Annotated in this window: 21 protein-coding genes and 1 pseudogene; 19 read left to right on the forward strand and 3 right to left on the reverse strand. The window is 67.6% G+C overall.

Annotated elements, in window-relative coordinates:
* The first annotated feature begins 5 nt into the window (after positions 1 to 5).
* Positions 6 to 1523 carry a serine hydrolase domain-containing protein gene (locus QZL87_RS00710; protein ID WP_295322578.1) on the forward strand — a complete coding sequence of 506 codons (1518 nt, stop codon included), beginning with the start codon at positions 6 to 8 and terminating at the stop codon, positions 1521 to 1523.
* Positions 1524 to 1597: 74 nt separating this feature from the next.
* Here the strand turns inward: QZL87_RS00710 and QZL87_RS00715 are convergent, their stop codons facing one another.
* Positions 1598 to 1798, reverse strand: coding sequence for a hypothetical protein (locus tag QZL87_RS00715; RefSeq protein WP_295322581.1), 201 nt, complete (start codon positions 1796 to 1798; stop codon positions 1598 to 1600).
* 101 nt (positions 1799 to 1899) lie between these two features.
* Between QZL87_RS00715 and QZL87_RS00720 the strand changes: the two genes are divergently transcribed.
* Genes QZL87_RS00720 through trmD form a run of 3 tightly spaced genes read left to right on the forward strand, consistent with a single transcriptional unit; the run spans position 1900 to position 3847 of the window.
* Entirely contained in the window at positions 1900 to 2820 is a 921-nt protein-coding gene (locus tag QZL87_RS00720; protein WP_295322584.1) for a LysR substrate-binding domain-containing protein, read from the forward strand.
* Positions 2817 to 3143 carry a hypothetical protein gene (locus tag QZL87_RS00725; RefSeq protein WP_295322586.1) on the forward strand — a complete coding sequence of 109 codons (327 nt, stop codon included), beginning with the start codon at positions 2817 to 2819 and terminating at the stop codon, positions 3141 to 3143. The genes QZL87_RS00720 and QZL87_RS00725 overlap by 4 nt, the downstream gene beginning before the upstream one ends.
* A complete protein-coding gene (trmD, locus tag QZL87_RS00730) occupies positions 3140 to 3847 on the forward strand; it encodes a tRNA (guanosine(37)-N1)-methyltransferase TrmD (RefSeq protein WP_295322589.1) in 708 nt (235 codons plus the stop codon). The genes QZL87_RS00725 and trmD overlap by 4 nt, the downstream gene beginning before the upstream one ends.
* Here the strand turns inward: trmD and QZL87_RS00735 are convergent.
* Positions 3820 to 5190 carry a sulfatase-like hydrolase/transferase gene (locus QZL87_RS00735; RefSeq protein WP_295322591.1) on the reverse strand — a complete coding sequence of 457 codons (1371 nt, stop codon included), beginning with the start codon at positions 5188 to 5190 and terminating at the stop codon, positions 3820 to 3822. The two genes, trmD and QZL87_RS00735, sit on opposite strands and share 28 nt — an antisense overlap.
* Before the next feature lie 238 nt (positions 5191 to 5428).
* Between QZL87_RS00735 and QZL87_RS00740 the strand changes: the two are divergent.
* The 8 genes and pseudogenes from QZL87_RS00740 to QZL87_RS00770 form a co-directional block, all read left to right on the forward strand.
* A pseudogene (locus QZL87_RS00740) lies at positions 5429 to 5518 on the forward strand (tRNA (guanosine(37)-N1)-methyltransferase TrmD); the annotation flags it as partial.
* A gap of 5 nt (positions 5519 to 5523) precedes the next feature.
* Positions 5524 to 5901 carry a 50S ribosomal protein L19 gene (gene rplS / locus QZL87_RS00745; protein ID WP_037555002.1) on the forward strand — a complete coding sequence of 126 codons (378 nt, stop codon included), beginning with the start codon at positions 5524 to 5526 and terminating at the stop codon, positions 5899 to 5901.
* Positions 5902 to 5999: 98 nt separating this feature from the next.
* Positions 6000 to 6608 (forward strand): DUF1287 domain-containing protein, encoded by a 609-nt coding sequence (locus QZL87_RS00750; protein ID WP_295322592.1) that lies wholly within the window; start codon positions 6000 to 6002, stop codon positions 6606 to 6608.
* A gap of 39 nt (positions 6609 to 6647) precedes the next feature.
* Entirely contained in the window at positions 6648 to 7673 is a 1026-nt protein-coding gene (locus tag QZL87_RS00755) for an aspartate-semialdehyde dehydrogenase (protein WP_295322594.1), read from the forward strand.
* Between the two features lie 242 nt (positions 7674 to 7915).
* Complete coding sequence (locus QZL87_RS00760; protein ID WP_362988201.1) at positions 7916 to 8437, forward strand: DUF2238 domain-containing protein; 522 nt, start codon at positions 7916 to 7918, stop codon at positions 8435 to 8437.
* Positions 8355 to 8537, forward strand: coding sequence for a DUF2238 domain-containing protein (locus tag QZL87_RS19220; protein WP_362988204.1), 183 nt, complete (start codon positions 8355 to 8357; stop codon positions 8535 to 8537). The genes QZL87_RS00760 and QZL87_RS19220 overlap by 83 nt, the downstream gene beginning before the upstream one ends.
* A gap of 58 nt (positions 8538 to 8595) precedes the next feature.
* Positions 8596 to 9330, forward strand: a complete 735-nt coding sequence (locus tag QZL87_RS00765) for a DUF4336 domain-containing protein (RefSeq protein ID WP_295322598.1) — start codon at positions 8596 to 8598, stop codon at positions 9328 to 9330.
* 122 nt (positions 9331 to 9452) lie between these two features.
* The gene (locus QZL87_RS00770; RefSeq protein ID WP_295322600.1) at positions 9453 to 10016 is read left to right on the forward strand and encodes a YqgE/AlgH family protein; all 564 of its coding nucleotides are present in this window, start codon (positions 9453 to 9455) and stop codon (positions 10014 to 10016) included.
* A 115-nt stretch (positions 10017 to 10131) separates the two neighbouring features.
* Here QZL87_RS00770 and QZL87_RS00775 read toward each other — a convergent pair whose 3' ends face one another.
* Complete coding sequence (locus QZL87_RS00775; RefSeq protein WP_295322603.1) at positions 10132 to 10530, reverse strand: hypothetical protein; 399 nt, start codon at positions 10528 to 10530, stop codon at positions 10132 to 10134.
* 392 nt (positions 10531 to 10922) lie between these two features.
* Between QZL87_RS00775 and ahcY the strand changes: the two genes are divergently transcribed.
* The 7 genes from ahcY (at position 10923) to addA (ending at position 23884) form a co-directional block, all read left to right on the forward strand.
* Complete coding sequence (gene ahcY, locus QZL87_RS00780; protein ID WP_295322605.1) at positions 10923 to 12338, forward strand: adenosylhomocysteinase; 1416 nt, start codon at positions 10923 to 10925, stop codon at positions 12336 to 12338.
* Positions 12339 to 12590: 252 nt separating this feature from the next.
* Entirely contained in the window at positions 12591 to 14954 is a 2364-nt protein-coding gene (locus QZL87_RS00785; RefSeq protein ID WP_295322608.1) for a PAS domain-containing sensor histidine kinase, read from the forward strand.
* 82 nt (positions 14955 to 15036) lie between these two features.
* On the forward strand, positions 15037 to 15486 hold the full coding sequence (gene tsaE / locus QZL87_RS00790; protein WP_295322612.1) for a tRNA (adenosine(37)-N6)-threonylcarbamoyltransferase complex ATPase subunit type 1 TsaE: 450 nt from the start codon (positions 15037 to 15039) through the stop codon (positions 15484 to 15486).
* Entirely contained in the window at positions 15483 to 16454 is a 972-nt protein-coding gene (locus QZL87_RS00795) for a phosphotransferase (protein ID WP_295327077.1), read from the forward strand. Before tsaE ends, QZL87_RS00795 begins: the two co-directional genes overlap by 4 nt.
* On the forward strand, positions 16451 to 17170 hold the full coding sequence (locus QZL87_RS00800) for a nucleotidyltransferase family protein (protein ID WP_295322615.1): 720 nt from the start codon (positions 16451 to 16453) through the stop codon (positions 17168 to 17170). The genes QZL87_RS00795 and QZL87_RS00800 overlap by 4 nt, the downstream gene beginning before the upstream one ends.
* 175 nt (positions 17171 to 17345) lie before the next feature.
* Positions 17346 to 20357: a double-strand break repair protein AddB gene (gene addB / locus QZL87_RS00805; RefSeq protein ID WP_295322616.1), complete on the forward strand. Its 3012-nt coding sequence runs from the start codon at positions 17346 to 17348 to the stop codon at positions 20355 to 20357.
* Complete coding sequence (gene addA / locus QZL87_RS00810) at positions 20354 to 23884, forward strand: double-strand break repair helicase AddA (RefSeq protein ID WP_295322618.1); 3531 nt, start codon at positions 20354 to 20356, stop codon at positions 23882 to 23884. Before addB ends, addA begins: the two co-directional genes overlap by 4 nt.
* Positions 23885 to 23909 lie beyond the last annotated feature (25 nt).

Here is a 23909-nt window from a genome sequence, read left to right on the forward strand (position 1 = left end):
GGATTATGCGCTGGAAACCGGGTTTCGCTTTCGCCCTCATCCTGGGAAGCTCGGTCCCTGCCGCCGCACAGGAAGCCACTCCCGAGGCCCTCGACCAGCTCGCCCCCGAAATCGACGCGCTGTTCGCGAAATATCAGGCCGATCAGCATATCCCCGGCATGGTGTATGGCGTCGTCAAGGACGGTCAGCTCGCCTATGTGAAGGGCATCGGCGTCCAGACCCTGACCGACAAAAGTCCCGTCACTCCCGACAGCCTGTTCCGCATCGCCTCGATGACCAAGGCGTTCACCGCGCTCGCGATCCTCAAGCTGCGCGACGACGGCAAGCTCCGCCTCGACGATCTCGCCGAAGTCCATGTTCCCGAAATGAAAAGCTGGACCTATCCGACCAGCGACAGCCCGCGTATCCGTATCCGCGACCTGCTCCACCATGTCGCGGGCTTCGTCACCGATGACCCGTGGGGCGACCGGCAGCAGGTCCTGCCGCAGGACGAATTTACGAAAATGCTCGCCGCGGGCGTGCCGTTCAGCCGCGTGCCGCAAAGCCAGCATGAATATTCGAACTTCGGCTATGCGCTGCTCGGCCGCATCGTCGCCGAGGCGTCGGGCATGGCTTACACCGACTATGTCCGGCAGGCGATCCTGATCCCGCTCGGCATGACGGCGAGCGGCTTTGACGTCACCCAGGCACCGAAGGCGCGCTATGCGCTCGGCTATCGCTGGGAAAACGGCCGCTGGTCGGCGGAGCCCGAAATGGCCGACGGCGCGTTCAACGCGATGGGCGGGCTGCAGGTCAGCGCGAACGACTATGCCAAATGGGTCGCCTTTCTGCTCTCGGCGTGGCCCGCGCGCGACGATGCGGACACCGGCCCGGTGAAGCGGTCGACGGTGCGTGAGGTCGCGCAGGGGCTCAATTTCGTATCGGTGACCAATCGCATCGGCACGAGCGGCGCGAGCGCGTGCAAACAGGCGGCGGCTTATGGCATGGGCTGGCGCGTCGCGCAGGATTGCGACCTCGGGCTGACGCTCGCGCACGGCGGCGGCTATCCCGGCTATGGCAGTCATGTGATGCTGATGCCCGATCATGGCGTTGGCGTCTTCGCGATGGCGAACCGCACCTACGCCGGACCGTCGGCGCCCGCGTGGAATACGGCGGTCGCGATGGAGAGGGCGGGGCTGCTCGAACCGCGCGAGGTGCCGGTGTCGTCCGCCGTGGCGGAGGCTTATGCGGCGGCAAAGGCCGCTTATGCCGCAGGCGATCTCGGCGCGCTTCGGGGCAGGCTCGCGATGAATTTCCTGATGGACCGCTCGGCCGCCAACTGGGCGGCCGAATTCGCGGCGCTGAAGCAAGAGGTTGGCGAATGCCCCGCCGACGAACCGCTCGCGCCGATGGGCGCGATGTCGACCGCCTTCCGGCTCAACTGCGAAAAGGGCAAGCTCGACGGGGTCTTGCTGCTCGCCCCGACGACGCCGGCGACGGTGCAGGCGCTGCGTTTTCGCGTCGTTCCGCCCGATAGGGACTGATGGAAACGGGACGGGGTCTTTGCAAGGGACGGCCCCGTCCCGTTTCGCCCCGGACCTTCGAGAGGGGGCAGCGATTATCGCGCGCGGCGCGGATGCACACCGCAATGCGCGGCGGCGCGGGTGAAGAAGCTATCCTCGCCCGGTGCGCTCGCCGGGCCCATATATTCGCCCATGCGGCGGAAGGGTTCGGCCAGCCATTTGAGGGCACGGGTGATGTCGGCGCTGAAATGATCATGACCGCCATTCCAAACGCGCATGAACTGCTCGTCTTTCATCGCTCATCTCCTTTCGCTTGGTGCCGCCTAAATGCCCCTCCATGCACGGCAGCGCCAACAAAAGGCGTGGACCATATCATAAGCTGAACTTATAAGGTCGCATGTCCCGCCTTCCGCCCCTTGCCGCTATACGCACCTTCGAAGCCGCCGGACGCCTGCAGAATTTCTCGCGCGCCGCCGAAGAGTTGGGGCTGACGCAGGCGGCGGTGAGCTATCAGGTCCGCCAATTGGAGGACCGGCTCGGCCGCGCGCTCTTCGTGCGCGAAAAAGGGCGCGTGCGCCTCTCCGAAACCGGGCAGCGGCTGCTCCCCGCGATCTCGGGCGCCTTCGCCGCGATGGGCGACGCCTTCGCCGCCTTGGGCAGCGACGAGGCCGAAGTGTTGACGATCAGCACGGTAACCAGTTTCGGGGGCAGCTGGCTCAGCGCGCGCATCGGCAGCTTTCAGCTTCTCTACCCCGAACTCGCGGTGCGCATGTCGATGAGCAACCAGTTGATCGATTTCGACGCGTCGAACGTCGACCTTGCGATCCGGATCGGGACGGGGTCGTGGCCGGGGCTGCGTAGCGACTTCCTGATGCGCCAGCATGTCGCGCCGCTGGCCTCGCCCGCGTTCATCGAGGAACATGGCATTCGTGAACCCGCTGACCTGCTGCGCGTCCAGCGGCTCGCGCCGAACGACAGCTGGTGGGCCGACTGGTTCGCGGCCGCCGGGGTGGAAACGCCGCTCGCGCCGTCGCGGCGCGGGATCGAACTCGACAGCCAGCTCCAAGAAGCGAGCGCGGTGCAGGCGGGCTTCGGCGCCGCGATGATGACCCCGCTCTTCTGGCAGGCCGACCTCGCCAGCGGCCGCATGGTCCAGCCGTTCGAAACGCTCCATGTTTCGGATCGCGCCATGTGGCTCGTCCACCGCGAAAACCGCGTCGGCGTGCGCAAGATCGAACGTTTCCGCGAATGGCTGCACGCCGAGCTCGCCAAGGATCGCCACCTCATCCCCGACGCGCTATGGCAGCCGCCGTCATGAGCATAATTCCGGCCATCTCGCTGATCTCGTTTATTCTCGCCATGCAGCTTGGGATGATGTTCCTCTATCGCGCTTCGTTACGTCGTGCAGGCAGGGGCGGCGTTGGTTTCCGGGAAATGGCTATTGTCGCTCCCGCGATTGTGCCGGCTTTGTTGCTGATTCCGGTTTTGGTCGGATTGTGGCTCTACTCTGCCGCTTTTGGCTGGATGTTCGCCGTTTCTTTTCTTTGGTGGGGGCCGGTTGGCGCAATTTTGGCGTGGCTATTGGGACATGGCTTGATGCAATGGACTTGGGGTCAGATTTCAGGCGGACGCTCTCAATGACCTTCACCGCGGTTCCGCTCACCCTCTATCCCGACATGTTCCCCGGCCCGCTCGGGCACAGCATGGCGGGGCGCGCGCTCGAAAGCGGGACCTGGCATTGCGCGCCGGTGCAGATCCGCGACTTCGCGACCGACAAGCATCGCACCGTCGACGACACCCCCGCGGGCGGCGGCGCCGGCATGGTGCTCAAGGCCGATGTGCTGGCGGCCGCCGTCGACCATGCGATGGCGGCGCATCCGGGGCTGCCAATCCTTGCGATGACCCCGCGCGGCACGCCGATCACACAAGCGCGCGTCCGCCAGCTTTCGTCGGGTCCCGGCGCGATCATCCTCTGCGGCCGCTTCGAGGGATTCGACGAGCGCATCTTCGACGCGCGCGCGGTCGAACAGGTGTCGATGGGCGACATCATATTGTCGGGCGGTGAGATGGGGGCGCTATTGCTGCTCGACGCCTGTATTCGCCTGCTGCCCGGCGTCATGGGTGCGGCCGTCAGCGGCGACGACGAATCCTTCGAACAAGGACTGCTCGAATATCCGCACTATACAAGGCCGGTCAGCTGGGAGGGGCGCGACATTCCGGAAGTGCTGCGTTCGGGCGATCACAAGAAGATCGCCGCCTGGCGCCGCGAGCGCGCCGAGCAGGATACGCGAACGCGCCGCCCCGATCTGTGGCAGGCCTATGCTGCGGGGCGCGAGGACCGATAGCGCAGCAATACCCACGGCACCTTGCCGCTGTCGAACATCATCCGGCTCTTCTGCTGGGTAAAGGGCGGCATATGGTCGCCGACGATCAATATGTCGGTCGGCGGAAAACCGGGCCGGCTCGCCATCGCGGCGAGCGCCGCCGCCGTGTCGTCCCAGATCGCGAAGAGGCGGCAGACCTGCGGATAATCGGCATCGAGCGTCGCCCCCAGTTGGCGGCAATCCTCGGTGCGCAGTTCGGCGTTGGCGACCACCGGCAGGTGCGAATTGAGCGTCAGCCAATAGACGAATTGCGGCCGCTGCGCCGCGGCGAGGTCGCGGCCGATCAGCCGCGGGATGTCGCGGTCGCACGCGCCGGGAAAGACGTTGGGGCAATGGCCGGCGCCCTGCGCCTCGATCGCGTCGCGAAAGCTCGTCAGCTCGAACCCGATCAGCGGATACCAGCGGTCGCGGTCGAAAAATCCAGGTGAAAAGCCGTGGTAGGCGTGTGTCGCATAACCGCGCCGCGCGAGGGCGGCGGGCAGGCAATCGGGCGCCGGCGCGACGATCTCCTTATAGTCGCCCCAGTGCTGGCACAGCTCGCGAATCTCGCCCTTGGTCGTCGAATTATAGAAGGCCGTGTCGCCCTGACTGATCTCGAACCGCCCGGCGAGTTCGGGGCGCGTCCAGATCGCATCGAGCCGCGCGCGGAGGCTGGGCTCGGTCGGAAGGCCCATCGCTTCGACCATGACGATCATCACATGCCTCTCGCCGTCGGCGAGCTTCAGAAAGCCGGTTTGCCGCGTTGCCGAGGTGAAGGGCGCGTCGGCGGGGGCGAGCCGGTTATAGGCAGTCGCGCTGTCGCGCGCCCTGACATAGTCCGCCGTCGCCAGGGCATAGGTCAGCGCCGCCGCGGCGACGAACCACTGCAGTCCGCGCAGCTTGTTCGGCCGGCGAAGCTGACGAGCGGCGAGCGCGAGGACGAGGATGAGCAACGCGCCGCCGATCAGATATTCGGGCGAGGCGGCGGGGCGAATGTCGAGCACGAGCGCGACGACCGAAAGGATCATGCTGACGTGCATGTTGAACATGCTCGCGATGAAAACGAGCACCAGATAGGCGAGCAGCGCGAAGAAGGCGGCGACGCGGACCCAATATCCGAACCAGCTCGCGACAAGGCCGACCGCGCCGCACAGCCAGATTTCGGGTGCGCGCATCGGTCCGCCCATGATCGTGATCGGCAGGAAGGCGAGGTTGGGCAGCAGCAACCAGCACAGCGCCCAGTTGAGGAACGCGGCCAGCGCGGCGCCGTCGGCGGGCGCGAAAACGCGGCTTGCCAGCGGCTTGATGGCGGTCACATATGACATCGGGTCCCTCCGGCGCCCTCCATGGGCGATTTTGGTTAAGGGCCGTTTAAATCGGCCCTGTCCGCTGCACCCCGAACCCCTTGCATTTCGTCGCTTTCCGGCGTAGTGGCCGCGGCTTCAAGCGGAGCCGTGGCGAATCGCGTCGATTGCGCGCGTCTGTTTCCGCTTATCCCCGACCGGTCTGCCGGGCGGGGCGCAGGGTTCCCGAAGTGCTGCGATCGGGGGGCCTTGCCGACGGACACGGTTACGCAGGCCGGACCTTTGGGAGCGCCATGAGGGCGCTCGGGCCCGACCTGCCTCTGGCGCGCGGCGAAAAGAAAAGGACTAGAGGATATGAACCTCATCCAGACGATCGAAGCCGAAGAAATCGCCAAGGCCGGCAAGACGATTCCGACCTTCCGTCCCGGCGACACGCTGAAAGTCGGCGTGAAGGTGGTCGAAGGCGAACGCACCCGCGTCCAGAATTTCGAAGGCGTGTGCATCGCACGCTCGAACAAGGGCATGGGCTCCAACTTCACCGTGCGCAAAATGTCGTTCGGCGAAGGTGTCGAGCGCGTGTTCCCGCTCTATTCGCCCAACATCGATTCGATTACCGTCGTCCGCAAGGGCGCTGTCCGTCGTGCGAAGCTTTACTATCTGCGTGGGCGCACTGGTAAATCGGCACGTATTGCGGAGCGCCGCGATTACCGGTCGGAAGCCGGCGAAGGCTAAGGAGAGCTTCTCTCACCCAAAGCCGAAACAGCTTTCAAAAACGACCGGTTCCGCCAACAGGCAGAGCCGGTCGTTTTCTTTTGGGCAAGGCGAATCTGATGCGAGCACCCTCATCCTTCCGGCCGACACGGCGCGCCTTTCTTGGCGCGGTGCTCGCGTTCGGCGTGTCGGGCGAGGCGATGGCGCTCACCCCCGCGCAGCGCGTGGTGCGTGCGGCGCGGCGCCAGGTCGGGGTCACGCTGACCTATGACCCCGCCTACAGCGTCCTGCGTTTTCCCAACGGCGACGTCGACCGCGCCAAGGGCGTCTGCACCGACGTCGTGATCCGCGCGTTCCGCGATGCGCTCGGCGCCGACCTTCAGGCCCTTGTAAACGCCGACATGCGTGCCAATTTCGGGGCCTATCCGAAGAATTGGGGGCTGGGGCGCCCCGACCGCAACATCGACCATCGCCGCGTGCCCAATCTCGCGACCTATTGGCGGCGGCAGGGGGCTTCGCTCCCCGTCACCGACGACCCCGCCGACTGGCGTCCGGGTGACATCTTCACCCAGATGGTCGGCGGGCGGATGCCGCATACCGGTATCGTGTCCGACCGCAAGGATACCACCGGCGTGCCGCTCGTCCTCCACAATATCGGTGGCGGCACGCGCGAGGAGGATGCGCTGTTCGACCACCCGCTGACCGGCCATTTCCGCTGGAAAGTCTGATTATCGTTTTCAACCGAGTTTGCACCGAGGAGTGAGTAAATGGGTTATCGTATCGTTGTCGCCGGAGCCACGGGCAATGTCGGGCGCGAAGTGCTCGCCATTCTCGCCGAGCGCGAATTTCCCTACGACGAACTGGCGGCGGTCGCATCGTCGCGCAGCCAGGGCGACGAGATCGAGATCGGCGATACCGGTAAAACCGTGAAGTGCCAGAATATCGAGAATTTCGACTGGTCGGGCTGGGACATGGCGATCTTCGCGATCGGCAGCGACGCGACCGCGATCCACGCGCCCAAGGCGGCCGCGGTGGGCTGCGTCGTGATTGACAACAGCTCGCTCTACCGCATGGACCCCGACGTGCCGCTGATCGTGCCCGAGGTGAACCCCGAGGCGATCGACGGCTATACGGCGAAGAACATCATCGCGAACCCCAATTGCTCGACCGCGCAGATGGTCGTCGCGCTGAAGCCGCTGCACGATGCCGCGACGATCAAGCGCGTCGTCGTCTCGACCTATCAATCGGTGTCGGGCGCCGGCAAGGCGGGCATGGACGAGTTGTGGAACCAGACGCGCCAGATCTTCGTCGGCGACGAGAAGGACGTCAACAAGTTCACCAAGCAGATCGCCTTCAACGTCATCCCGCACATCGACAAATTCCTCGACGACGGTTCGACCAAGGAGGAATGGAAGATGGTGGTCGAGACCAAGAAGATTCTCGATCCCAAGCTCAAGGTCACCGCGACCTGCGTGCGCGTGCCCGTCTTCGTCGGCCATTCGGAAGCGATCAATATCGAGACCGAGGAGGAACTGTCGGCCGAGGACGCGCAGCGCATCCTGCGCGAGGCGCCGGGCGTCGTACTCCACGACAAGCGCGAGGACGGCGGCTACATCACCCCCGTCGAATGCGTCGGCGACTTCGCGACCTTCGTCAGCCGCGTGCGCGAGGACCCGACGGTCGAAAACGGCCTCAACCTCTGGTGCGTTTCGGACAATCTCCGCAAGGGCGCGGCGCTCAACGCGGTGCAGATCGCCGAACTGCTCGGCCGCCGGCATCTGAAGAAGGGTTGAGGCATATCCATTGCAAAGAGGAAAGCGGTATGACTGCTTTCGGCCGGTTGCGGACGCTGAGCATCTCATAGCTTCGTCATTCCCGCGAAAGCGGGAACCCAGTGCGGAGTCAGCCGACGCACGCTCTGGGTTCCCGCTTTCGCGGGAATGACGAATGTTGGGAATGGCAGCTAACCAGCCAAAGCCGACGCCTTCCGAAGAGGAGGACTTAAAGATTCCGCTCCGGCTCGGTAGGGAAGGTCATGTTCGCCTCTCTCGCCGCCATCCCTCGCCCGCAGCGCCGCCTGCTCGGCCTGCTCTTCGCGCTGCTGCTCCTCGCGCAGATCGACCAGCCCTATCCCGAGGTCGCGCTGCTTCAGCATATCCCGACGCTGCTTCTGCTCGCCGCGTCACCCTGGCTGCTCCGCCGCTGGCCGCTGTCCACCGCTGCGCTGGCCTGCATCGCCCTCTTCATGGCGCTCCACACGCTCGGCGGCCGTTACGCCTACAGCAACGTCCCCTACGACGAATGGGCCCGCGCGCTGACGGGCACGAGCCCGTCCGAGGCCTTCGGCTGGACGCGCAACCATTATGACCGGCTCGCTCATTTCGCCTTCGGCGCGCTGTCGGTGATCCCCGTCGCCGAAATCGCCCGGCGGAGGGGCGGGCTCGGCCGGCGCGGCTGTGGCCGTGCTCGGCTGGGTGCTTGCGATCTCGTGCCTCTACGAAATCTTCGAATGGCTGCTCACCATCGTCGCGGCGGGCGAGACCGCCGATCGCTATAACGGACAACAGGGCGACATATGGGACGCGCAAAAGGATATGGCGCTCGCAGCCCTGGGTGCGATACTCGTGCTCGCGATCCCGCGGCGCGGCGGGAAATAGGCATGCGGGAACGACCGGCGAATTGAAAGGCGGCCGCCGCATCTATACCCTGCCGTCCATGTCCAGCTTCGTTCCCTATGCGCCGCTCAACGTGCCCAAGCCGTTCGGCGAGCGGATATGGACCGTCGACGGTCCCGAAATCCGCATGGATTACGGCCCCGCCTCGATGCCCTTTCCGACGCGGATGACGGTCGTGCGTCTGCCGGGCAGGCGGCTGTGGATCCACTCGCCGATCGCCCCCGACGAGGCGTTGTTCGCGGCGATCGACCGGCTGGGCGAGGTGGCCTGGCTCGTCGCACCGAACAGCATCCATTATTGGTACGTCGCCGACTGGCAGGCGCGCTATCCCGCGGCGCGCACGCTCGCCGTGCCGGGGCTCGCCGAAAAGGCGAAGCGCGACTTCCGCATCGACGCGCTGCTCGAAGGTCCGGCGATGCCGCTTCCGGGCGGGATCGCGGGCGTGCTGGTTCCGGGCACGATGGTCAGCGAAGCGGTGTTTTTTCACGCGGCTTCACGCACCGTCATTCTGGCCGATCTGATCGAAAATTTCGAACCCGCGCGCGTGCGCAGCCGGTTGTTTCGCTGGCTGGTGCGATTGGCGGGCGTCGCGCACCCGGCGGGCGGCACTCCCGCCGACATGCGCCTGACCTTCTGGCCGCGCCGCCGCGCCGTGCGCGCCGCGATGACGGAAATCGTGGCCTGGGACTGCGAGCGCGTCGTGATGGCGCACGGCCTCCCCTATGAACGCGGCGGCGCGGCCGAATTGCGCCGCGCGTTCGGATGGGCGCTTTAGCCCGGGCGGGCTGCTCGCGGGGATGGTCTGCTGCTTCCGCTCGACGCTTCGAAGCCGCCGGTCGCGCTTCGCTTGCGGCAAAGAGGCTGGACCCTTTCGGCCTGTCGCGGCATTGTACGGATATGGAAACCGTCCCCGCCTGGTTCACCGGCCAATTGCTGCTCGCGCTGCCGGGCATCGGCGATCCCCGTTTCGAACATTCGGTGATCGCGATGATCAGCCATGACGAGGACGGCGCGATGGGGATCGGCATCGGCGATCCGATCGACGGAATGACCGTCGGGGCGGTGCTCGACCAGCTCGAGATCGAGCATGAAGAGCCGCTCGACCAGCCGGTTTTCCTCGGCGGGCCGGTCGAGCCGTCGCGCGGTTTCGTGCTCCACAGCCGCGACTGGGGCGGGCAGGAGGCGGTGCAGGTCGGCGATCGCTGGATGGTGTCGAGTTCGCACGACATATTGCGCGCGATCGGCGAAGGGCGCGGCCCGTCGCGCTGGCTGGTCGCGCTCGGCTATGCGGGATGGTCGCCCGGGCAACTCGAAGGCGAGATGGTGCGCCACGGCTGGCATGTCACGCCGGGCAGCGACGGCCTGCTCTTTGAAACGCCGCCCGCCGAAAGGTGGCAGGCGGCGTTTGCCGAGGCGGGAGTGGACGCCCGCCTGCTGACGACCGAGGGCGGTGAGGCCTGAGCCTTAGCCGTCGCCCCCGCGAAGGCGGGGGCCGCTGGAGGTCATGCTTTCGGCGTTGCATAAGGCCGGCAACGGCCCCCGCCTTCGCGGGGGCGACGTGCTCTTAGTCGTGTTTTTATCGAGCCAGCGCCAGCAGCGGCTTGCCCTGGTTGAGGTTGGCGAGCGCGGTGCGCGCCGCCCAGCGCGAATCCATGTAGCGGCCGCTCGCCAGCTCGACATCGTAGCGGATCGGGCTGCCGATCGCGGCGTCATAGGCCGCCGCCGCTTCGGCGGTGCGGCCCAGCCGGGCATAAGCGGTGCCGAGATTGATCAGGCGCGAGGGGTCGCGCGCGTCGAGGCCGGTGTCGCCGGTCAGCTTTTCGACCGCGGCGTCGTTTTCGCCTGCCTTGAGTTCGGCATAGGCGACCGGAAGGATTACCGAATCGGCCTCCGGCGCGGTCACGACGACGATCGATTGCGCCGCGGCAGGGCTCGAAAGCGCCAAGGCGATCAGCGGCAGCAGAATTTTTTTCATCTAGGTATCTCCCCGAAAACTTGGGCCGATTTTCTCGTGCGCTGTGTAAAAAGTCAATGTTTTCGGGGGTTTGTAACATAGCTGTCACAAAGAGCGATTAAGCTCAACGCAAGGCGCATTATAAGTCCGGTTTTTCAGAATCTTGGGCTTTGCGACTCCATGTCACAATCGGGGCCCCCGATTGTCACAATTGATGCGCGCGAAAATTATTTTTGCGGCCGGTGCGTTTTCGCGCCGCCGATTCGCGCGGGCGCAGATGTCGACGGATCGTTCTGCGGGCGTGATATAAAGAAAAGTTTATATTTGATCGGCGGCGGCGTTTCGGCTAGGGCGCGCAAGATAATTTCGTGGCCGCTCGCCTGCGGTCGACATGCCAAATATGGAGAATCCCCGTGGCTACTCTCGCCGCCGACACCCGTGACTATGTCGTTGCCGACATCAGCCTCGCCGATTTCGGGCGCAAGGAAATCAACATCGCCGAAACTGAAATGCCGGGCCTGATGGCGCTGCGTGCCGAATATGGCGCCGCTCAGCCGCTGAAGGGCGCGCGCATTACCGGTTCGCTGCACATGACGATCCAGACCGCGGTGCTGATCGAGACGCTGACCGCGCTCGGCGCCGAAGTGCGCTGGGCGACGTGCAACATCTTCTCGACCCAGGACCATGCCGCCGCCGCGATCGCCGCGTCGGGCGTGCCGGTGTTCGCGGTGAAGGGCGAAAGCCTTGCCGATTATTGGGACTATGTCGGCCGCATTTTCGACTGGGGCGTCGAGGACGGTACGACCTGCAACCTGATCCTCGACGACGGCGGCGACGCCACGATGTTCGCGCTGTGGGGCGCGAAGCTCGAGGCGGGCGAAACGATGCCGGCGCCCGAGAATGAGGAAGAAGTGGAGATGCAGCGCGCGCTGAAGGCGTTCGTCGCCGCCAACCCCGGCTACCTGACCAAGACGGTCAAGGCGATCAAGGGCGTGTCGGAAGAAACGACGACCGGCGTCCACCGCCTCTATCATATCGCCAAGAAGGGCGAGCTGCCTTTCCCCGCGATCAACGTCAACGACAGCGTCACCAAGTCGAAGTTCGACAACCTCTATGGCTGCAAGGAAAGCCTCGTCGACGCGATCCGCCGCGGCACCGATGTGATGCTCGCGGGCAAGGTCGCGACCGTCGCGGGCTTCGGCGACGTCGGCAAGGGTTCGGCGCAGTCGCTCCGCAATGGCGGCGCGCGCGTGCTCGTCACCGAAATCGATCCGATCTGCGCGCTGCAGGCCGCCATGGAAGGCTACAAGGTCGTCACCATGGAAGAAGCCGCGCCCCATGCCGACATCTTCGTCACGGCCACCGGCAATTACCACGTCATTACCCGCGAACACATGCAGGCCATGAAAGACCAGGCCATCGTGTGCAACATCGGCCACTTCGACAGCGAGATCCAGATCGCGGCGCTTGCCAATTACAAGTGGACCGAGGTGAAGCCGCAGGTCGATCTGGTCGAATTTCCGGACGGCAAGCAGATCATCATCCTGTCGAAGGGCCGCCTGGTGAACCTCGGCAATGCGACGGGCCACCCGAGCTTCGTGATGTCGGCGAGCTTCACCAACCAGACGCTCGCGCAGATCGAGCTGTGGACGCGCAGCGAGCAGTACAAGAACGACGTGTACGTTCTGCCGAAGCATCTCGACGAAAAGGTCGCGGCGCTGCACCTCGAAAAGCTCGGCGTGCATCTGTCGAAGCTGACGCAGAAGCAGGCCGACTATATCGGCGTGCCGGTCGAAGGGCCGTTCAAGCCCGATCATTATCGTTATTGATTTCGAAGAGGCGGGCCGCACGCTCGCTTCTTCCTCGTCATTGCGAGCGACGCGAAGCAATCTAGGGCGGTTTAGGCTATTCTGGATTGCTTCGCTTCGCTCGCAATGACGAAAATTGTGGATGACAAGCTCATCGGACGATCGGACGCGGCGACTGGCGGTGACACGCGATTGAAACATGCCGGTATCGCCTATAGGGCTGGCGATCATGGTAATCGCGCAATCGGCGGAAAAGTGGAAGACTGAAGCGGGATGAGCGACACGCTTTCGCCGACCCTGCTGTTCGCGCTCGGCCTGTTCGCGGCGCTCTGGCTGCTCGCCGGACTATGGGCGACGCTGCGCGGGATTGCGATGCAGCGGCGCTCGGCATTCGTTGCGGGGCAGGCCGAACGGCTCGCGAGCCTCGTCGAGGCGTCGCCGCAGCTTCCGGTCATCGTCCGCGCCGACTGGCGGATCGAGGCGAGCGAGCGGCTCGGGCGCTGGCTCGGGCTCGACCACGGACCGCGCAATTTCGACGAGCTTCGCGGGCTCGGCAGCGGGCTCGACGCGCAGGCGCACGACGCGCTGCGTCAGGCGATCCTCGGCGCGCAGCGCGGCGCCAAACCCTTCGTATTGAGCCTCAAGCCCGACGGCAGCCACCGCACGATCATCGTCCATGGCGCCGCGGCGCCGCAGGCGGTCGGCGGGCCGGGCAGCGTGCTGCTCTGGCTGAGCGACGCGACCGACGGGCAGCAGGCGCTCGCGCACGCGCGGCAGGAGCGCGACGAAGCGATGGCGGCGTTCGAGGCGCTGTCGGGGCTGATCGAAGCGGCGCCCTTCCCGATGTGGTTCCGCGACACCGATCTGTCGCTCGCGCTCGTCAATAGCGCCTATGTCCGCGCGGTCGAGGCGAAGGGCGCAGCCGCCGTGATCGACGGCGGCGTCGAGCTGTGCGAAACCGTCGCGGGGGTGAGCGCCGCCGACGCCGCCGATGCGGCGCGCGCCGCCGGATCGGCGCAGATGCGCACCATCCCGGTGACGATCGAGGGCGAGCGGCGGATCATGCGCGTCGTCGATGTGCCGCTCGCGCCCGAGGGCGGCCGGGTAATCGGCGTTGCGGGCTATGCGATCGACATCCAGGAACTCGAAACCGAGCGCGGGGCGCACCGCCGCTTCGTCGATACGCAGCGCGAACTGCTCGACCGGCTGTCGGCGGCGGTGGCGCAATTCGGTCCCGACCAGGGACTCAATTTCGCGAACTTGCCGTTCCGCCGCCTGTTCGGGATCGAGGCCGACGACGTCGCCGAGGCGCTGCCTTTCGCGCGGTTGCTCGACGACTGGCGCGAGCGCGGGCGGACCCCCGAAGTGCGCAACTATCCCGAATGGCGGCAGGCGCATGTCGACTGGTTCGCGCAGGCCGAGGCGAGCGAGGAGGACTGGCTGCTGCGCGACGGCACGCACCTTCACGTCGTCGCACAGCCGACCCCCGACGGCGGCCTGCTGCTGATCGCCGAGGACAAGACCGAACAGGTGCAGCTCGCGGGGGCGCGTGACACGCTGCTCCGCGTCCGCACCGCGACCTTCGACAATCTGTTCGAGGCGGTCGCGGTGTTCGCGCCCGACGGGCGGCTCCACCTGTGGAACCAGCGTTTCCGCCGCCTGTGGGGCATCGACGAGCCGACGCTCGCGGCGCATCCGCGCGTCGATGCGCTGATGGCGGGGCTCGCCGACCGGCTCGCGAAGCCGAACCAGATCAGCATCGTGCAGGAAGTGATCCGCGCCGCGACATTGGAACGCCAGCAGCGCGTCGGCGAGGTCCGCTTCGCCGACGGGCGCCATTTCGACTTTGCCTCGATCCCGCTTCCCGACGGCAATGCGCTGCTCATCATGCTCGACATCACCGCGAGCCGGAAGATGGAGGGGGCGCTGCGCGAGCGCAACGAGGCGCTCGAGGCGGCCGACAAGGCCAAGACCGCCTTCCTGTCGCGGATGAGCTATGAACTGCGCACGCCGCTGACCTCGATCGGTGGCTTCGGCGAGATGCTGCAGGCGGGCTATGCCGGCAAGCTCGGTGACCAGCAGCGCGCCTATATCGACGCGATCATGGATTCGGTCGCTGTGCTCGGCCGCCAGATCGACAATGTGCTCGACCTCGCGCAGGGCGAGGCGGGGACGCTCGCGATCGAACGCGCGCCGGTCGACGTCGGCGCGCTGCTCGAAAGCGCGCTCGCTGACTCCAAGGGTTTTGCCGATGGCGAGAAGGTCGAACTGGTCGGCAATATCTCGGCGGACCTCGGCACGATCGAAGGCGACGCGCCGCGGCTGTCGCGGCTCGTCGCGGGGCTGCTCGACAATGCGGTGCGCTTCACCGCGCCGTCGCGCAAATCGGGCGCGCGCGTTCTGCTCCACGCCGACGGCGACGCGCGCGGGATCGACATCATCGTGTCCGACAACGGCCCCGGCATGCCCGAAGCGGCCGCGGCGGTCGCCAAGGGACAGCAGGCGGGCACCGCGACCGGCGGCATCGGCCTCGCGCTCGCGCGCCAGCTCGTCGCCGCGCACGGCGGGACGATGGAAGTGGTGAGCGAGCAGGGGCAGGGGACGCTGGTGCGGATCAGCTTGCCGCGGGGGGCGTGATGGCTAGCGCAACAATCATTGTCGGTGTGTCCCCGCGAAGGCGGGAGCACACGGCTTTTTTTCGCGGCCGCGCTGAGCCTTGATGCAATCCCGCCATTCCTACTCTCTCGAAGAAGCCGAGCGGATCGGCGCCGCGATCGGCGCGGCGCTGAAGGCGGGCGACGTCGTGCTGCTGTCGGGTGAGCTCGGCGCGGGGAAGACGACGCTCGCGCGCGCGGTGCTGAAGGCGCGCGGGCTGGCGGGCGAGGCGCCGAGCCCGACCTTCGCGATCGTTCAGCCCTATGCGCCGCCCGAGATCGACCTCGCCATCGCGCATGTCGATCTCTATCGGATCGAGGATGCGGACGAGCTGATCGAACTGGGGCTCGACGATTATCTTTACGACGGCGCGCTGCTGATCGAATGGCCCGAACGGCTGGGCGGCGAAGGCTGGCCCGGTGCGCTGACGCTCCGCATTTCGGGCGAAGGCGACGCGCGCGTCTTGACAGCCGATGTGCCGCCCGCTTGGGAAACGCGATGGCCGCTTCGATGATTCCGCCCGCTCATGCGCCCGCCTTTCTTGCCGCGCATGGCTGGGGCGACGCCCGGATTTTGCCGCTTGCGGGCGATGCATCCTTCCGCCGCTATTTCCGCGTCGTCGAGGGCGGCCGGCAGGCGGTGCTGATGGACGCGCCGCCGCCGCACGAGGACCCGCGCCCGTTCATCGCGGTCGCCGAATATCTGTGCGAACAGGGGCTCAACGCGCCGACGATCCTCGCACGCGACCTCGACCGGGGGTTGCTGCTGATCGAGGATTTCGGCGACGTCCGGCTGCGCGAAACGGTCGATGCCGCGCTGCACCGCGAAGCCGAATATTATGCCGGGGTGACCGACCTGCTCGTCCACCTCCACGCGCGGCCGCCGATGGATGGGCTGCCGGTGCATGGGCTCGCGCAGTGGCTCGACGAGGTGATGCTGTTCACCGACTGGTATTGTCCCGCCCTGGGTATCGAGGCCGATCGCGACGCATTCCGCGCCGCGTGGGAAGCGGCGCTGATGCCCGTCGAGACCGACGGCCTGCCGCGCGTCACCGTGCTGCGCGACTTCCACGCCGAAAATATCATGCTGGTCGCGGGGCAGGGCGGGATCGCGCATTACGGCCTGCTCGATTTTCAGGACGCGCTCGTCGGTCATCCGGCCTATGATCTCGCCTCGGTGCTCGAAGATGCGCGGCGCGACGTGACGCCGGGCGTCGAGACGGCGATGCTCGCGCGCTACAGCGAAGCGACGCGACGGGACATCGAGAACGCCTATTGGGCGCTGGCGGCGCAGCGCAACACGCGCATCCTCGGCGTCTTCGTCCGGCTGTGGAAACGCGACAACAAGCCGCATTACAAGAGTTTCCAGCCGCGCATGTGGGGACTGCTCGAACGCGACCTCGCGCATCCGGCGCTTGTCCCCGTTCGGCAATGGTTCGACGCCAATGTGCCGCCCTCGAAACGGGCGGAGGCGTGGCTGTGAGTGCGAAGATCGAAAGCGCGATGGTGATGGCGGCGGGCATCGGCAAGCGGATGCGCCCGCTGACGGCCACCCGGCCGAAGCCGCTCGTGCGCGTCGCGGGCAAGGCGCTGATCGACCATAGTCTCGACCGGATCGAGGCGGCGGGAATCGGCCATGTCGTCGTCAACGTCCACTATCTCGCCGACGCATTGGAAGCGCATCTTGCGGCGCAGAAGCGCAAGTTCACGATCGCGATTTCGGACGAGCGCGGCCAGCTTCTCGAAACCGGCGGCGGGATGGTCAAGGCGCTGCCGCAGCTTCGCGGCGACCCGATCCTGATCGTCAACAGCGACAATATCTGGACCGACGGGCCCGAGGACAGCATCCGGCACCTCGCGCGCCATTGGGACGGCGCGCGGATGGACGCGCTGCTGCTGCTGATCCGCCAGGCGAGCGCGAGCGGGCATGGCGGGCGCGGCGATTTCCATATGGATCCGGCAGGGCGGTTGTCGCGCCGCAAACCGGGGCGGATCGCGCCCTTCGTCTATACCGGCGTTCAGCTCGTTTCGCGGCGCTTTCTCGATGGGGCGCCCGAAGGCCCCTTTTCGACGATGTTGCTCTGGGAACGCGCGATCGCGGCGGGGCGGCTTTACGGCCTGTCGCACATGGGGCAGTGGTTCGACGTCGGCACCCCGGCGGCCATCGCGCCGACCGAGGCGGCGCTGAGCGATGGCTGACAGTTTGATCCTCCCTGTCGCGCAGCGATGGGGAGGTGGCAGCGCGAAGCGCTGACGGAGGGGCTATGACGCGGCCCCTCCACCACCCGCTTCGCGGGCGGTCCCCCTCCCCATGGCTCCGCCACAGGGAGGATCGGCTTGCGCATCGCAGCTGAGCCGTGGATACCGAAGTTAAATGCCCAGATCCCCCACCATCTACTCCATCCCCGTCCAGCGGGCCTTTGCCGACGCGCTCGTCGCGGGGCTGATCGATCGTTACGCCGACGGCGCATTGGGGCTGGCCGAAGGGCTGATTCTGCTGCCGAGCAATCGCGCGCGAAGCGCGGTGCAGGCGGCGTTCGTGCGCGCGGGCGGCGCGGGGCTGCTGATGCCGCGGCTCGCCGTGATCGGCGACGCCGACCTCGATGAAAGCGTCGCTCTCGCGCTCGATCCGATCGACGAAAGCGATGCGATGCCGCCCGCGATCGATGCGCTCAGACGCCGGCTGATGCTCGCCGCGCTCATCGAGAAGCACAATGTGCCGGGTGAGGAGCCGATCGTCGGCGCGGCCGCCTTTCAGCTTGCCGATGGGCTGGGGCGGGTGATCGACCAGCTTCACTATGAAGAGGTCGCGCCTTCGCGGCTCGCCGGCATCGAAAGCGCGCTCGGCGATCTGGCGGGGCATTGGCAAGCGTCGTGGCGGCGATTGTCGCTGCTCGTCGACACATGGCCCGCCATGCTCGCCGCGACGGGGCATATCGACCGCGCCGACCGCCGCAACCGGCTGCTCGATCGCGTGAGCAAGGGATGGCGCGCCGCGCCGCCCGCGCGCTTCGTCGTGGCGGCGGGCGTCACGACCGCGGCGCCCGCCATCGCGCGATTGCTGCGCACCGCCGCCGATCTGCCGCAGGGCATGGTGGTATTGCCGGGGCTCGACCTCGGCATGGCGGGCGAGGAGTGGGAGGCGCTGGGGCCGGTGAAACCCGAACCCGAAAATCCGGCGCGCCCGCTCGAAACCCACCCGCAATATCATCTGAAATTGCTGCTCGGGCGGATGGGCGTGTCGCGCGATGAGGTGATGGAGTGGCCCGCCTCGTCGCCGTTCGACGGGCCCGAGGCGCGCGCGCCGTTCACGTCGCTGCTCTTCGCGCCCGCCGCCTATACGGCGCGCTGGCAGCAGGCCGGCGATCTGGGGCCCGGCATCGCGGGGGTGAGCGCGGCGGTGTTCGCCGATGACGGGCAGGAGGCGCAGGGGATCGCGCTGATGATGCGCCGCGCGCTCGAAACCGGCGAGCGGACGGCGGCGCTGGTGACCCCCGACCGCGCGCTCGCGACGCGCGTCGCGGCGGCGCTCGCGCGCTGGGACATATCGGTCGACGACAGCGCCGGGCAGCCGCTCGGGCAGACGCCGCCCGGCGCGCTGTTGCTCGCGCTCGCCGAATTCGCCGCCGCGTTCGATCCGGTACGGCTCGTCGCGCTGCTCGGGCATCCGCTTGTGCGCGCGGGCGAGGCGCGGCTCGGCTGGCTCGATCAGGTGCGGCGGCTCGATCTCGTGCTGCGCGGCCCGGGGCTGGTGCCGGGATGGGGCGGGGTGACGGCGCGGATCGCCGAACGCGCGGTCGATCCGACGGCGCGCGGTTATGCAGAGGCGCAGGCGATCGGTGAATGGTGGCGCGATGCCGCGCTCGCGCTCGAGGCGTCGCTCGCGCCCTTTGCCGCCGGCGTTCCCGCACCGCCGGCCACGCTGCTCGGGGCGTTGCAGGCGGCGCTCGGCTGGCTCACCGGCGATGGCGTGTGGACGGGGCACGCCGGCCGGGTGCTGTCCGAGCTGTTCGATCGCTGGGCGTTGGCGAAGGGCGACGGCCCCGCGCTCGTCGCGCCCGCCGATTTCCCCGCGATGCTCACGGACCTTTTGTCGGGCGAGAGTGTGCGGCCGCCCTATGGCGGGCATCCGCGGCTGTTCATCTGGGGGCTGCTCGAAGCGCGGCTGCAGCGCGCCGACCTGATGATCCTCGGCGGGCTCGACGAGGGGCGCTGGCCGCAGCAGCAGGGCCCCGATCCGTGGCTCGCGCCGGGCATCCGCCGGATGCTGGGGCTCGCGGCGCCCGAGCGTCAGCAGGGCGCGGCGGCGCACGATTTCGCGGGCGCCTTCGCGGCGCGCGAGGTGGTGGTGACGCGCGCGCAGCGCAGCGGCGGCGACCCCGCGGTGGCGTCGCGCTTCTGGCTGCGGCTCGCGGCGCTCGCGGGCGACCTGCCCGAGGCGCGCGTCGACGGCGAGAGCGTGGTCCGTCTTGCCGCCGCGCTCGACGTCCCGCCGGGCATCAGCGCGCCCGCCGAAAAGCCGCGCCCCGCGCCGCCGCTCAACGCCCGGCCGACCGCGATCAGCGTCACCGGAGTCGATCAGCTCGCGCGCGATCCCTTCGCCTTTTACGCGGCCAAGATATTGCGGCTGAGCGAACTCGATCCCTTGAGCAGCGGCCCCGATGCCAAATGGTTCGGCATCCGCGTCCATAAATTCCTGCAGGACTGGCAGGCGGCGGGGTTGACCGAAGCGGCGTTCGGTGCCGAACTGGCGGCGCTGCGTGCCGACCCGGCGCTCGATTCGCTCGCGCGGGCTTTCTGGCTGCCGCGGATCGAGCCGTCGCTGCGCTGGGCGGCGGAACGCATATGGGCGTCGCGCGACGAGCGTTGGCCGGTCGCGGGCGAGGTACGCGGCGAACTGGTCGTCGACGGCACCCGGCTGCACGGAACCGCCGATCGCGTCGACCAGACGGTCGACGGCACGCTGGCGATCGTCGATTACAAGACGGGCGCGGCGCCGTCGGCCAAATCGACCGGCGACGGGCTGAACAGCCAGCTAGGTCTGTTGGGCTTGCTGGCGCAGGAGGCGGGGCTCGGCGACCTTGCGCCCGAAACGGTCGATGCGTTCGAATATTGGGAATTGCGGCGCGACCGGAAAAAGGGCATCGACGGCGCCGTCAAGGCGATCCGCGGGCAAAAGCCCAAGGCCGCGACGGCCGCGGCGGTCGTCGAACGCGCGCAGGAGGTGCTCGCCGATCTGATGGCGCGTTACCTGCGCAGCGAGGAGCCCTTCGTTCCGGGCGAAGCGGGTAAGCGTTATGCCGATTTCGACCAGCTGATGCGCCGCGACGAATGGTTCGGGCGCGGCGATGCGGACGAGCGCGCGGACGCGGAGGGCGCGGCATGATCGATCCCGACAAGCTTCTGAAAAGGCTCGATCCGGGGCAGCGCGCGGCCGCGCAGCCGGACGATCATGTCTGGCTCGGCGCGTCGGCGGGGACCGGCAAGACGCAAGTGCTGTCGGCGCGCGTGCTGCGCCTGATGCTGGAAGGCGTGTCGCCCGAGGCGATCCTGTGCATCACCTTCACCAAGGCGGGCGCCGCCGAAATGGCGCACCGCATCCACGAGCGGCTGGCGATGTGGGTGCGGATGGACGATGGCGACCTGCGCGCCGAGCTTCAGGCCCTGGGACTCGACCTCGAGCTCATCGGCTATGATCGCGGCGTTCCGGCGCTGATGCGGCGCGCGCGATCCTTGTTCGCGACGGTGATCGACAGCCCCGGCGGCGCCGTGCGGGTTCAGACGATCCACAGTTTCTGCCAGACCCTGCTCGCCAGCTTTCCGCTCGAAGCTCGGATCCTGCCGGGGTTTCGCGCGCTCGAGGATGGGGAGGCGGGCGCGTTGCAGCGCGAGGTGCTGGGCACGCTGCTGGCACAGCCGGGAGCCGACGGCGATGCGATGCGCGGCGTCGCCGCGATGCTCTCGCGGCGGCTGGGGCAGGATGCCGCCATCGCCTTCCTCGCCCGCTGCGCGAGCAGCTTCACCGCGGCGAACAGCCCGCGCCTGGCGCCGAAGGCGCATGATTCGCGGACCCTGCTTGGCCTGCCGCACGGCGACCCGGCCGAATGGCAGGCGGCGGCGCTGGCGGGCGGCGCGATCGCCGATGGCGACATTGCCGCCGTCGCCGTCAGCGGGCGCGATTGGGGGACGAAGACGGGCGAAGGCCGCGCCGCGGTCATGGGCGACTGGTCGCGCGCCGATATGCGCGGACGTGCCGCGATGCTGGCGGAGTTGCGCGGCTGCTTCCTGACCGCCACCGGGGACATGCGCGCCGATTATGTCAAGGAAAAGGGCGGGATGCGCGGCTGCCTGAGCGCCGCCGAACGCATCGTCGCGGCGACCGGCGACTTGCTGGCGACCGCCTCGGCGATGCAGGTCGCCGACGAACTGGCGGCGGCCTGGGATCTCGGGAGCCGCTTTGCCGAAACCTATGCGCTCGCCAAGCGGGCGAAGGGTTATGCCGATTTCGACGATCTGATCAGCATCGCCGGCCACCTGCTTGCCATCGGCGATTTCGGCGAGTGGGTGCGCTTCAAGCTCGACCAGCGCACCGATCATATCCTGGTCGATGAGGCGCAGGACACGAACACGCGGCAGTGGGAAATCATCGCGTCCCTCGCCGGAGAGTTTTTCGCAGGCGCCGGAGCCAAAGACGATCGTGTCCGCACGATGTTCACCGTAGGCGACCGCAAACAGGCGATTTTCGGCTTCCAAGGAACTGATCCGACGGCATTCGAGGCTGCCCGACGCAGTTTTGCCAAACAGGCTGAGGCGGGCGGCAGATCGTTCGAGGATGTCGATCTCGATACCAATTACCGCTCAAGCCCCGCCGTGCTTGACGTCGTAAATGAGTGGATCGCGGCGGGTGCGCCCGAATTGATGGGGCTCGCCAGCGACGAGCCGCCGCATATTCCCGCCGATTTCAACCGCGACCGCGCGGGCCGCGTCGAATTGTGGGAGCCGCTGCCGGTCGGCAAGGCGCTCGATGCCGCCGCTGATGATGAAAGCGAGGCTGACGAAAGCGAAGACGCGGCGGGATCAAGCGACTCGTCGGTGGCGGCGAGCGATCCCGCGAGCCTGCGCCTGTCGCGCGCGATCGCCGACGAGGTTCAGGACTGGATCGAACATGGCAAGGACGGGCGCAGCGTCGCGCCGGGCGACATATTGATTCTGGTCCGCCGCCGCCGCGACCTTGCGGCGCGGATCGTCGCGCGGCTGCAATCGCGGCATGTGCCGGTCGCGGGGGTCGACCGCTTTTCGCTGACGCAATCGCTCGCGGTGCAGGACCTGCTCGCGGCGATGCGCTTCGCGGTCCAGCCGCTCGACGACCTCAACCTGGCGAGCCTGCTCGTTTCGCCGCTGCTCGGCTGGACGCAGGATGATCTGTTCCGCTTCGCCCATAATCGGAAGGGCCGCGCTTTATGGGAGCAATTGCGCGCGCGCGAAAGCGAGGTTCCGCCCGAAACGATGGCGGCGCTGCGCGGATGGCTCGGCATGGCCGACTTCACGACACCCTTTCGCTTCCTCGACGCGCTTTTGTCGGGGCCGCTCGATGGGCGGCGCAAGCTCTATCGCCGATTGGGGCGCGAGGCGCGCGACCCGATCGACGAGCTGCTCGGGCAGGCGCTCGCCTTCGAGCGGCAGGAGGCGCCGTCGCTGCTCGGTTTCCTGGCCCATATCACGGCCAGCACGGCCGAGATCAAACGCCAGAGCGAGGCGCGCAGCGACGTCGTGCGGGTGATGACGGTGCATGGGTCGAAGGGGCTGCAGGCACCGATCGTCATCCTTGCCGACGCGACCGACGACCCGCGGCCGCGGCGGCTGAGCGTCGACCTGTCGATGGGCGAGTGGGAGAAATTGCCCCTGTTCGCGCTCGGCAAGGACGAACGCTACGGCGCTGTCGCCAAGGCCTATGACGACAAGGAAGCGGCCGAGCGCGAGGAGCATTGGCGGTTGCTCTATGTCGCGATGACGCGCGCCGAGGAATTGCTCGTCGTCGCCGGAATCACCAAGACCGCCGACCGCAGCCTGCCCGATCATAATTGGCACAGCGCGGTCGAGGCGGTCATGGCCGATATGGGCGCCGGCTGGCAGGACGCCGGGCCGCGCTGGGGGCGCAAGCGCGTCCATGCCGTGCAGCCCGGGAAATGGGCGCGCCCGCCGAAGGACAGGGCGCGGCAAGTGCCGGCGCCGGTCGTCGTGCCGCCCTGGGCGCGGCAATCGGCCCCCGAGGAAGCGCGTCCGCCGCGGCCGCTTGCGCCGTCGGCGCTCGGCGAGGACGATGTCGCGTCGCCGCCGCAGGGGGGCGAGCGCGCGGTGGCTGTGGAGCGCGGGCTGTTGCTCCACGCACTGTTCGAGCGATTGCCGCCGGTCCGGCCCGAGCGCCGCCGCGCCGCCGCGCTGCACTGGCTGTCGGTGCAGGCCGCGGCGCTCGACGAGGCGGCGCGCGCGGGGATGGTGGACGAGGTGCTGGCGGTGCTGGACGACCCGGCGCACGCCGCGCTGTTCGGTCCGGGCAGCCTCGCCGAAGTGCCGCTGTCGGCGGTGGTCGACGGCGTCGTTGTCGCGGGGATCGTCGACCGCCTGCTGGTGACCGACGAGGCGGTGACCGTGATCGATTACAAGACCGGGCGGCATGTCCCGGCAGGGGAGGCAGAGGTCGCGCCCGCCTATCTGCGCCAGATGGCGGCCTATCGCGATGCGCTGGCGGTGATCTTTCCGGGACGGCGGGTCGCGGCGGCTTTGCTCTATACCGCGGCGCCGCGGCTGATCGTCCTTGGCGACGCGTTGCTCGACGCGCACAAGCCGGGCTTGCGCGCAACCAAGGCGAATTTGCCGGGTTCAGCCCTTGAGCCGGACGCGCCGACGCCTTAGCTTGACGTCAACAGAGTTTCAGGAG

Origin of the sequence: uncultured Sphingopyxis sp., assembly GCF_900078365.1 — a bacterium.
GTDB lineage: Bacteria > Pseudomonadota > Alphaproteobacteria > Sphingomonadales > Sphingomonadaceae > Sphingopyxis.

Excerpts from the sequence above, each read along its gene's own strand:
- QZL87_RS00710 (WP_295322578.1), top strand. The coding sequence starts at position 6 with ATGCGCTGGAAACCGGGTTTCGCTTTCGCCCTCATCCTGGGAAGCTCG.
- QZL87_RS00715 (WP_295322581.1), bottom strand. The coding sequence starts at position 1,798 with ATGAAAGACGAGCAGTTCATGCGCGTTTGGAATGGCGGTCATGATCAT.
- QZL87_RS00720 (WP_295322584.1), top strand. The coding sequence starts at position 1,900 with ATGTCCCGCCTTCCGCCCCTTGCCGCTATACGCACCTTCGAAGCCGCC.
- QZL87_RS00725 (WP_295322586.1), top strand. The coding sequence starts at position 2,817 with ATGAGCATAATTCCGGCCATCTCGCTGATCTCGTTTATTCTCGCCATG.
- trmD (WP_295322589.1), top strand. The coding sequence starts at position 3,140 with ATGACCTTCACCGCGGTTCCGCTCACCCTCTATCCCGACATGTTCCCC.
- QZL87_RS00735 (WP_295322591.1), bottom strand. The coding sequence starts at position 5,190 with ATGTCATATGTGACCGCCATCAAGCCGCTGGCAAGCCGCGTTTTCGCG.
- rplS (WP_037555002.1), top strand. The coding sequence starts at position 5,524 with ATGAACCTCATCCAGACGATCGAAGCCGAAGAAATCGCCAAGGCCGGC.
- QZL87_RS00750 (WP_295322592.1), top strand. The coding sequence starts at position 6,000 with ATGCGAGCACCCTCATCCTTCCGGCCGACACGGCGCGCCTTTCTTGGC.
- QZL87_RS00755 (WP_295322594.1), top strand. The coding sequence starts at position 6,648 with ATGGGTTATCGTATCGTTGTCGCCGGAGCCACGGGCAATGTCGGGCGC.
- QZL87_RS00760 (WP_362988201.1), top strand. The coding sequence starts at position 7,916 with ATGTTCGCCTCTCTCGCCGCCATCCCTCGCCCGCAGCGCCGCCTGCTC.
- QZL87_RS00765 (WP_295322598.1), top strand. The coding sequence starts at position 8,596 with ATGTCCAGCTTCGTTCCCTATGCGCCGCTCAACGTGCCCAAGCCGTTC.
- QZL87_RS00770 (WP_295322600.1), top strand. The coding sequence starts at position 9,453 with ATGGAAACCGTCCCCGCCTGGTTCACCGGCCAATTGCTGCTCGCGCTG.
- QZL87_RS00775 (WP_295322603.1), bottom strand. The coding sequence starts at position 10,530 with ATGAAAAAAATTCTGCTGCCGCTGATCGCCTTGGCGCTTTCGAGCCCT.
- QZL87_RS00785 (WP_295322608.1), top strand. The coding sequence starts at position 12,591 with ATGAGCGACACGCTTTCGCCGACCCTGCTGTTCGCGCTCGGCCTGTTC.
- tsaE (WP_295322612.1), top strand. The coding sequence starts at position 15,037 with ATGCAATCCCGCCATTCCTACTCTCTCGAAGAAGCCGAGCGGATCGGC.
- QZL87_RS00795 (WP_295327077.1), top strand. The coding sequence starts at position 15,483 with ATGATTCCGCCCGCTCATGCGCCCGCCTTTCTTGCCGCGCATGGCTGG.
- addB (WP_295322616.1), top strand. The coding sequence starts at position 17,346 with ATGCCCAGATCCCCCACCATCTACTCCATCCCCGTCCAGCGGGCCTTT.
- addA (WP_295322618.1), top strand. The coding sequence starts at position 20,354 with ATGATCGATCCCGACAAGCTTCTGAAAAGGCTCGATCCGGGGCAGCGC.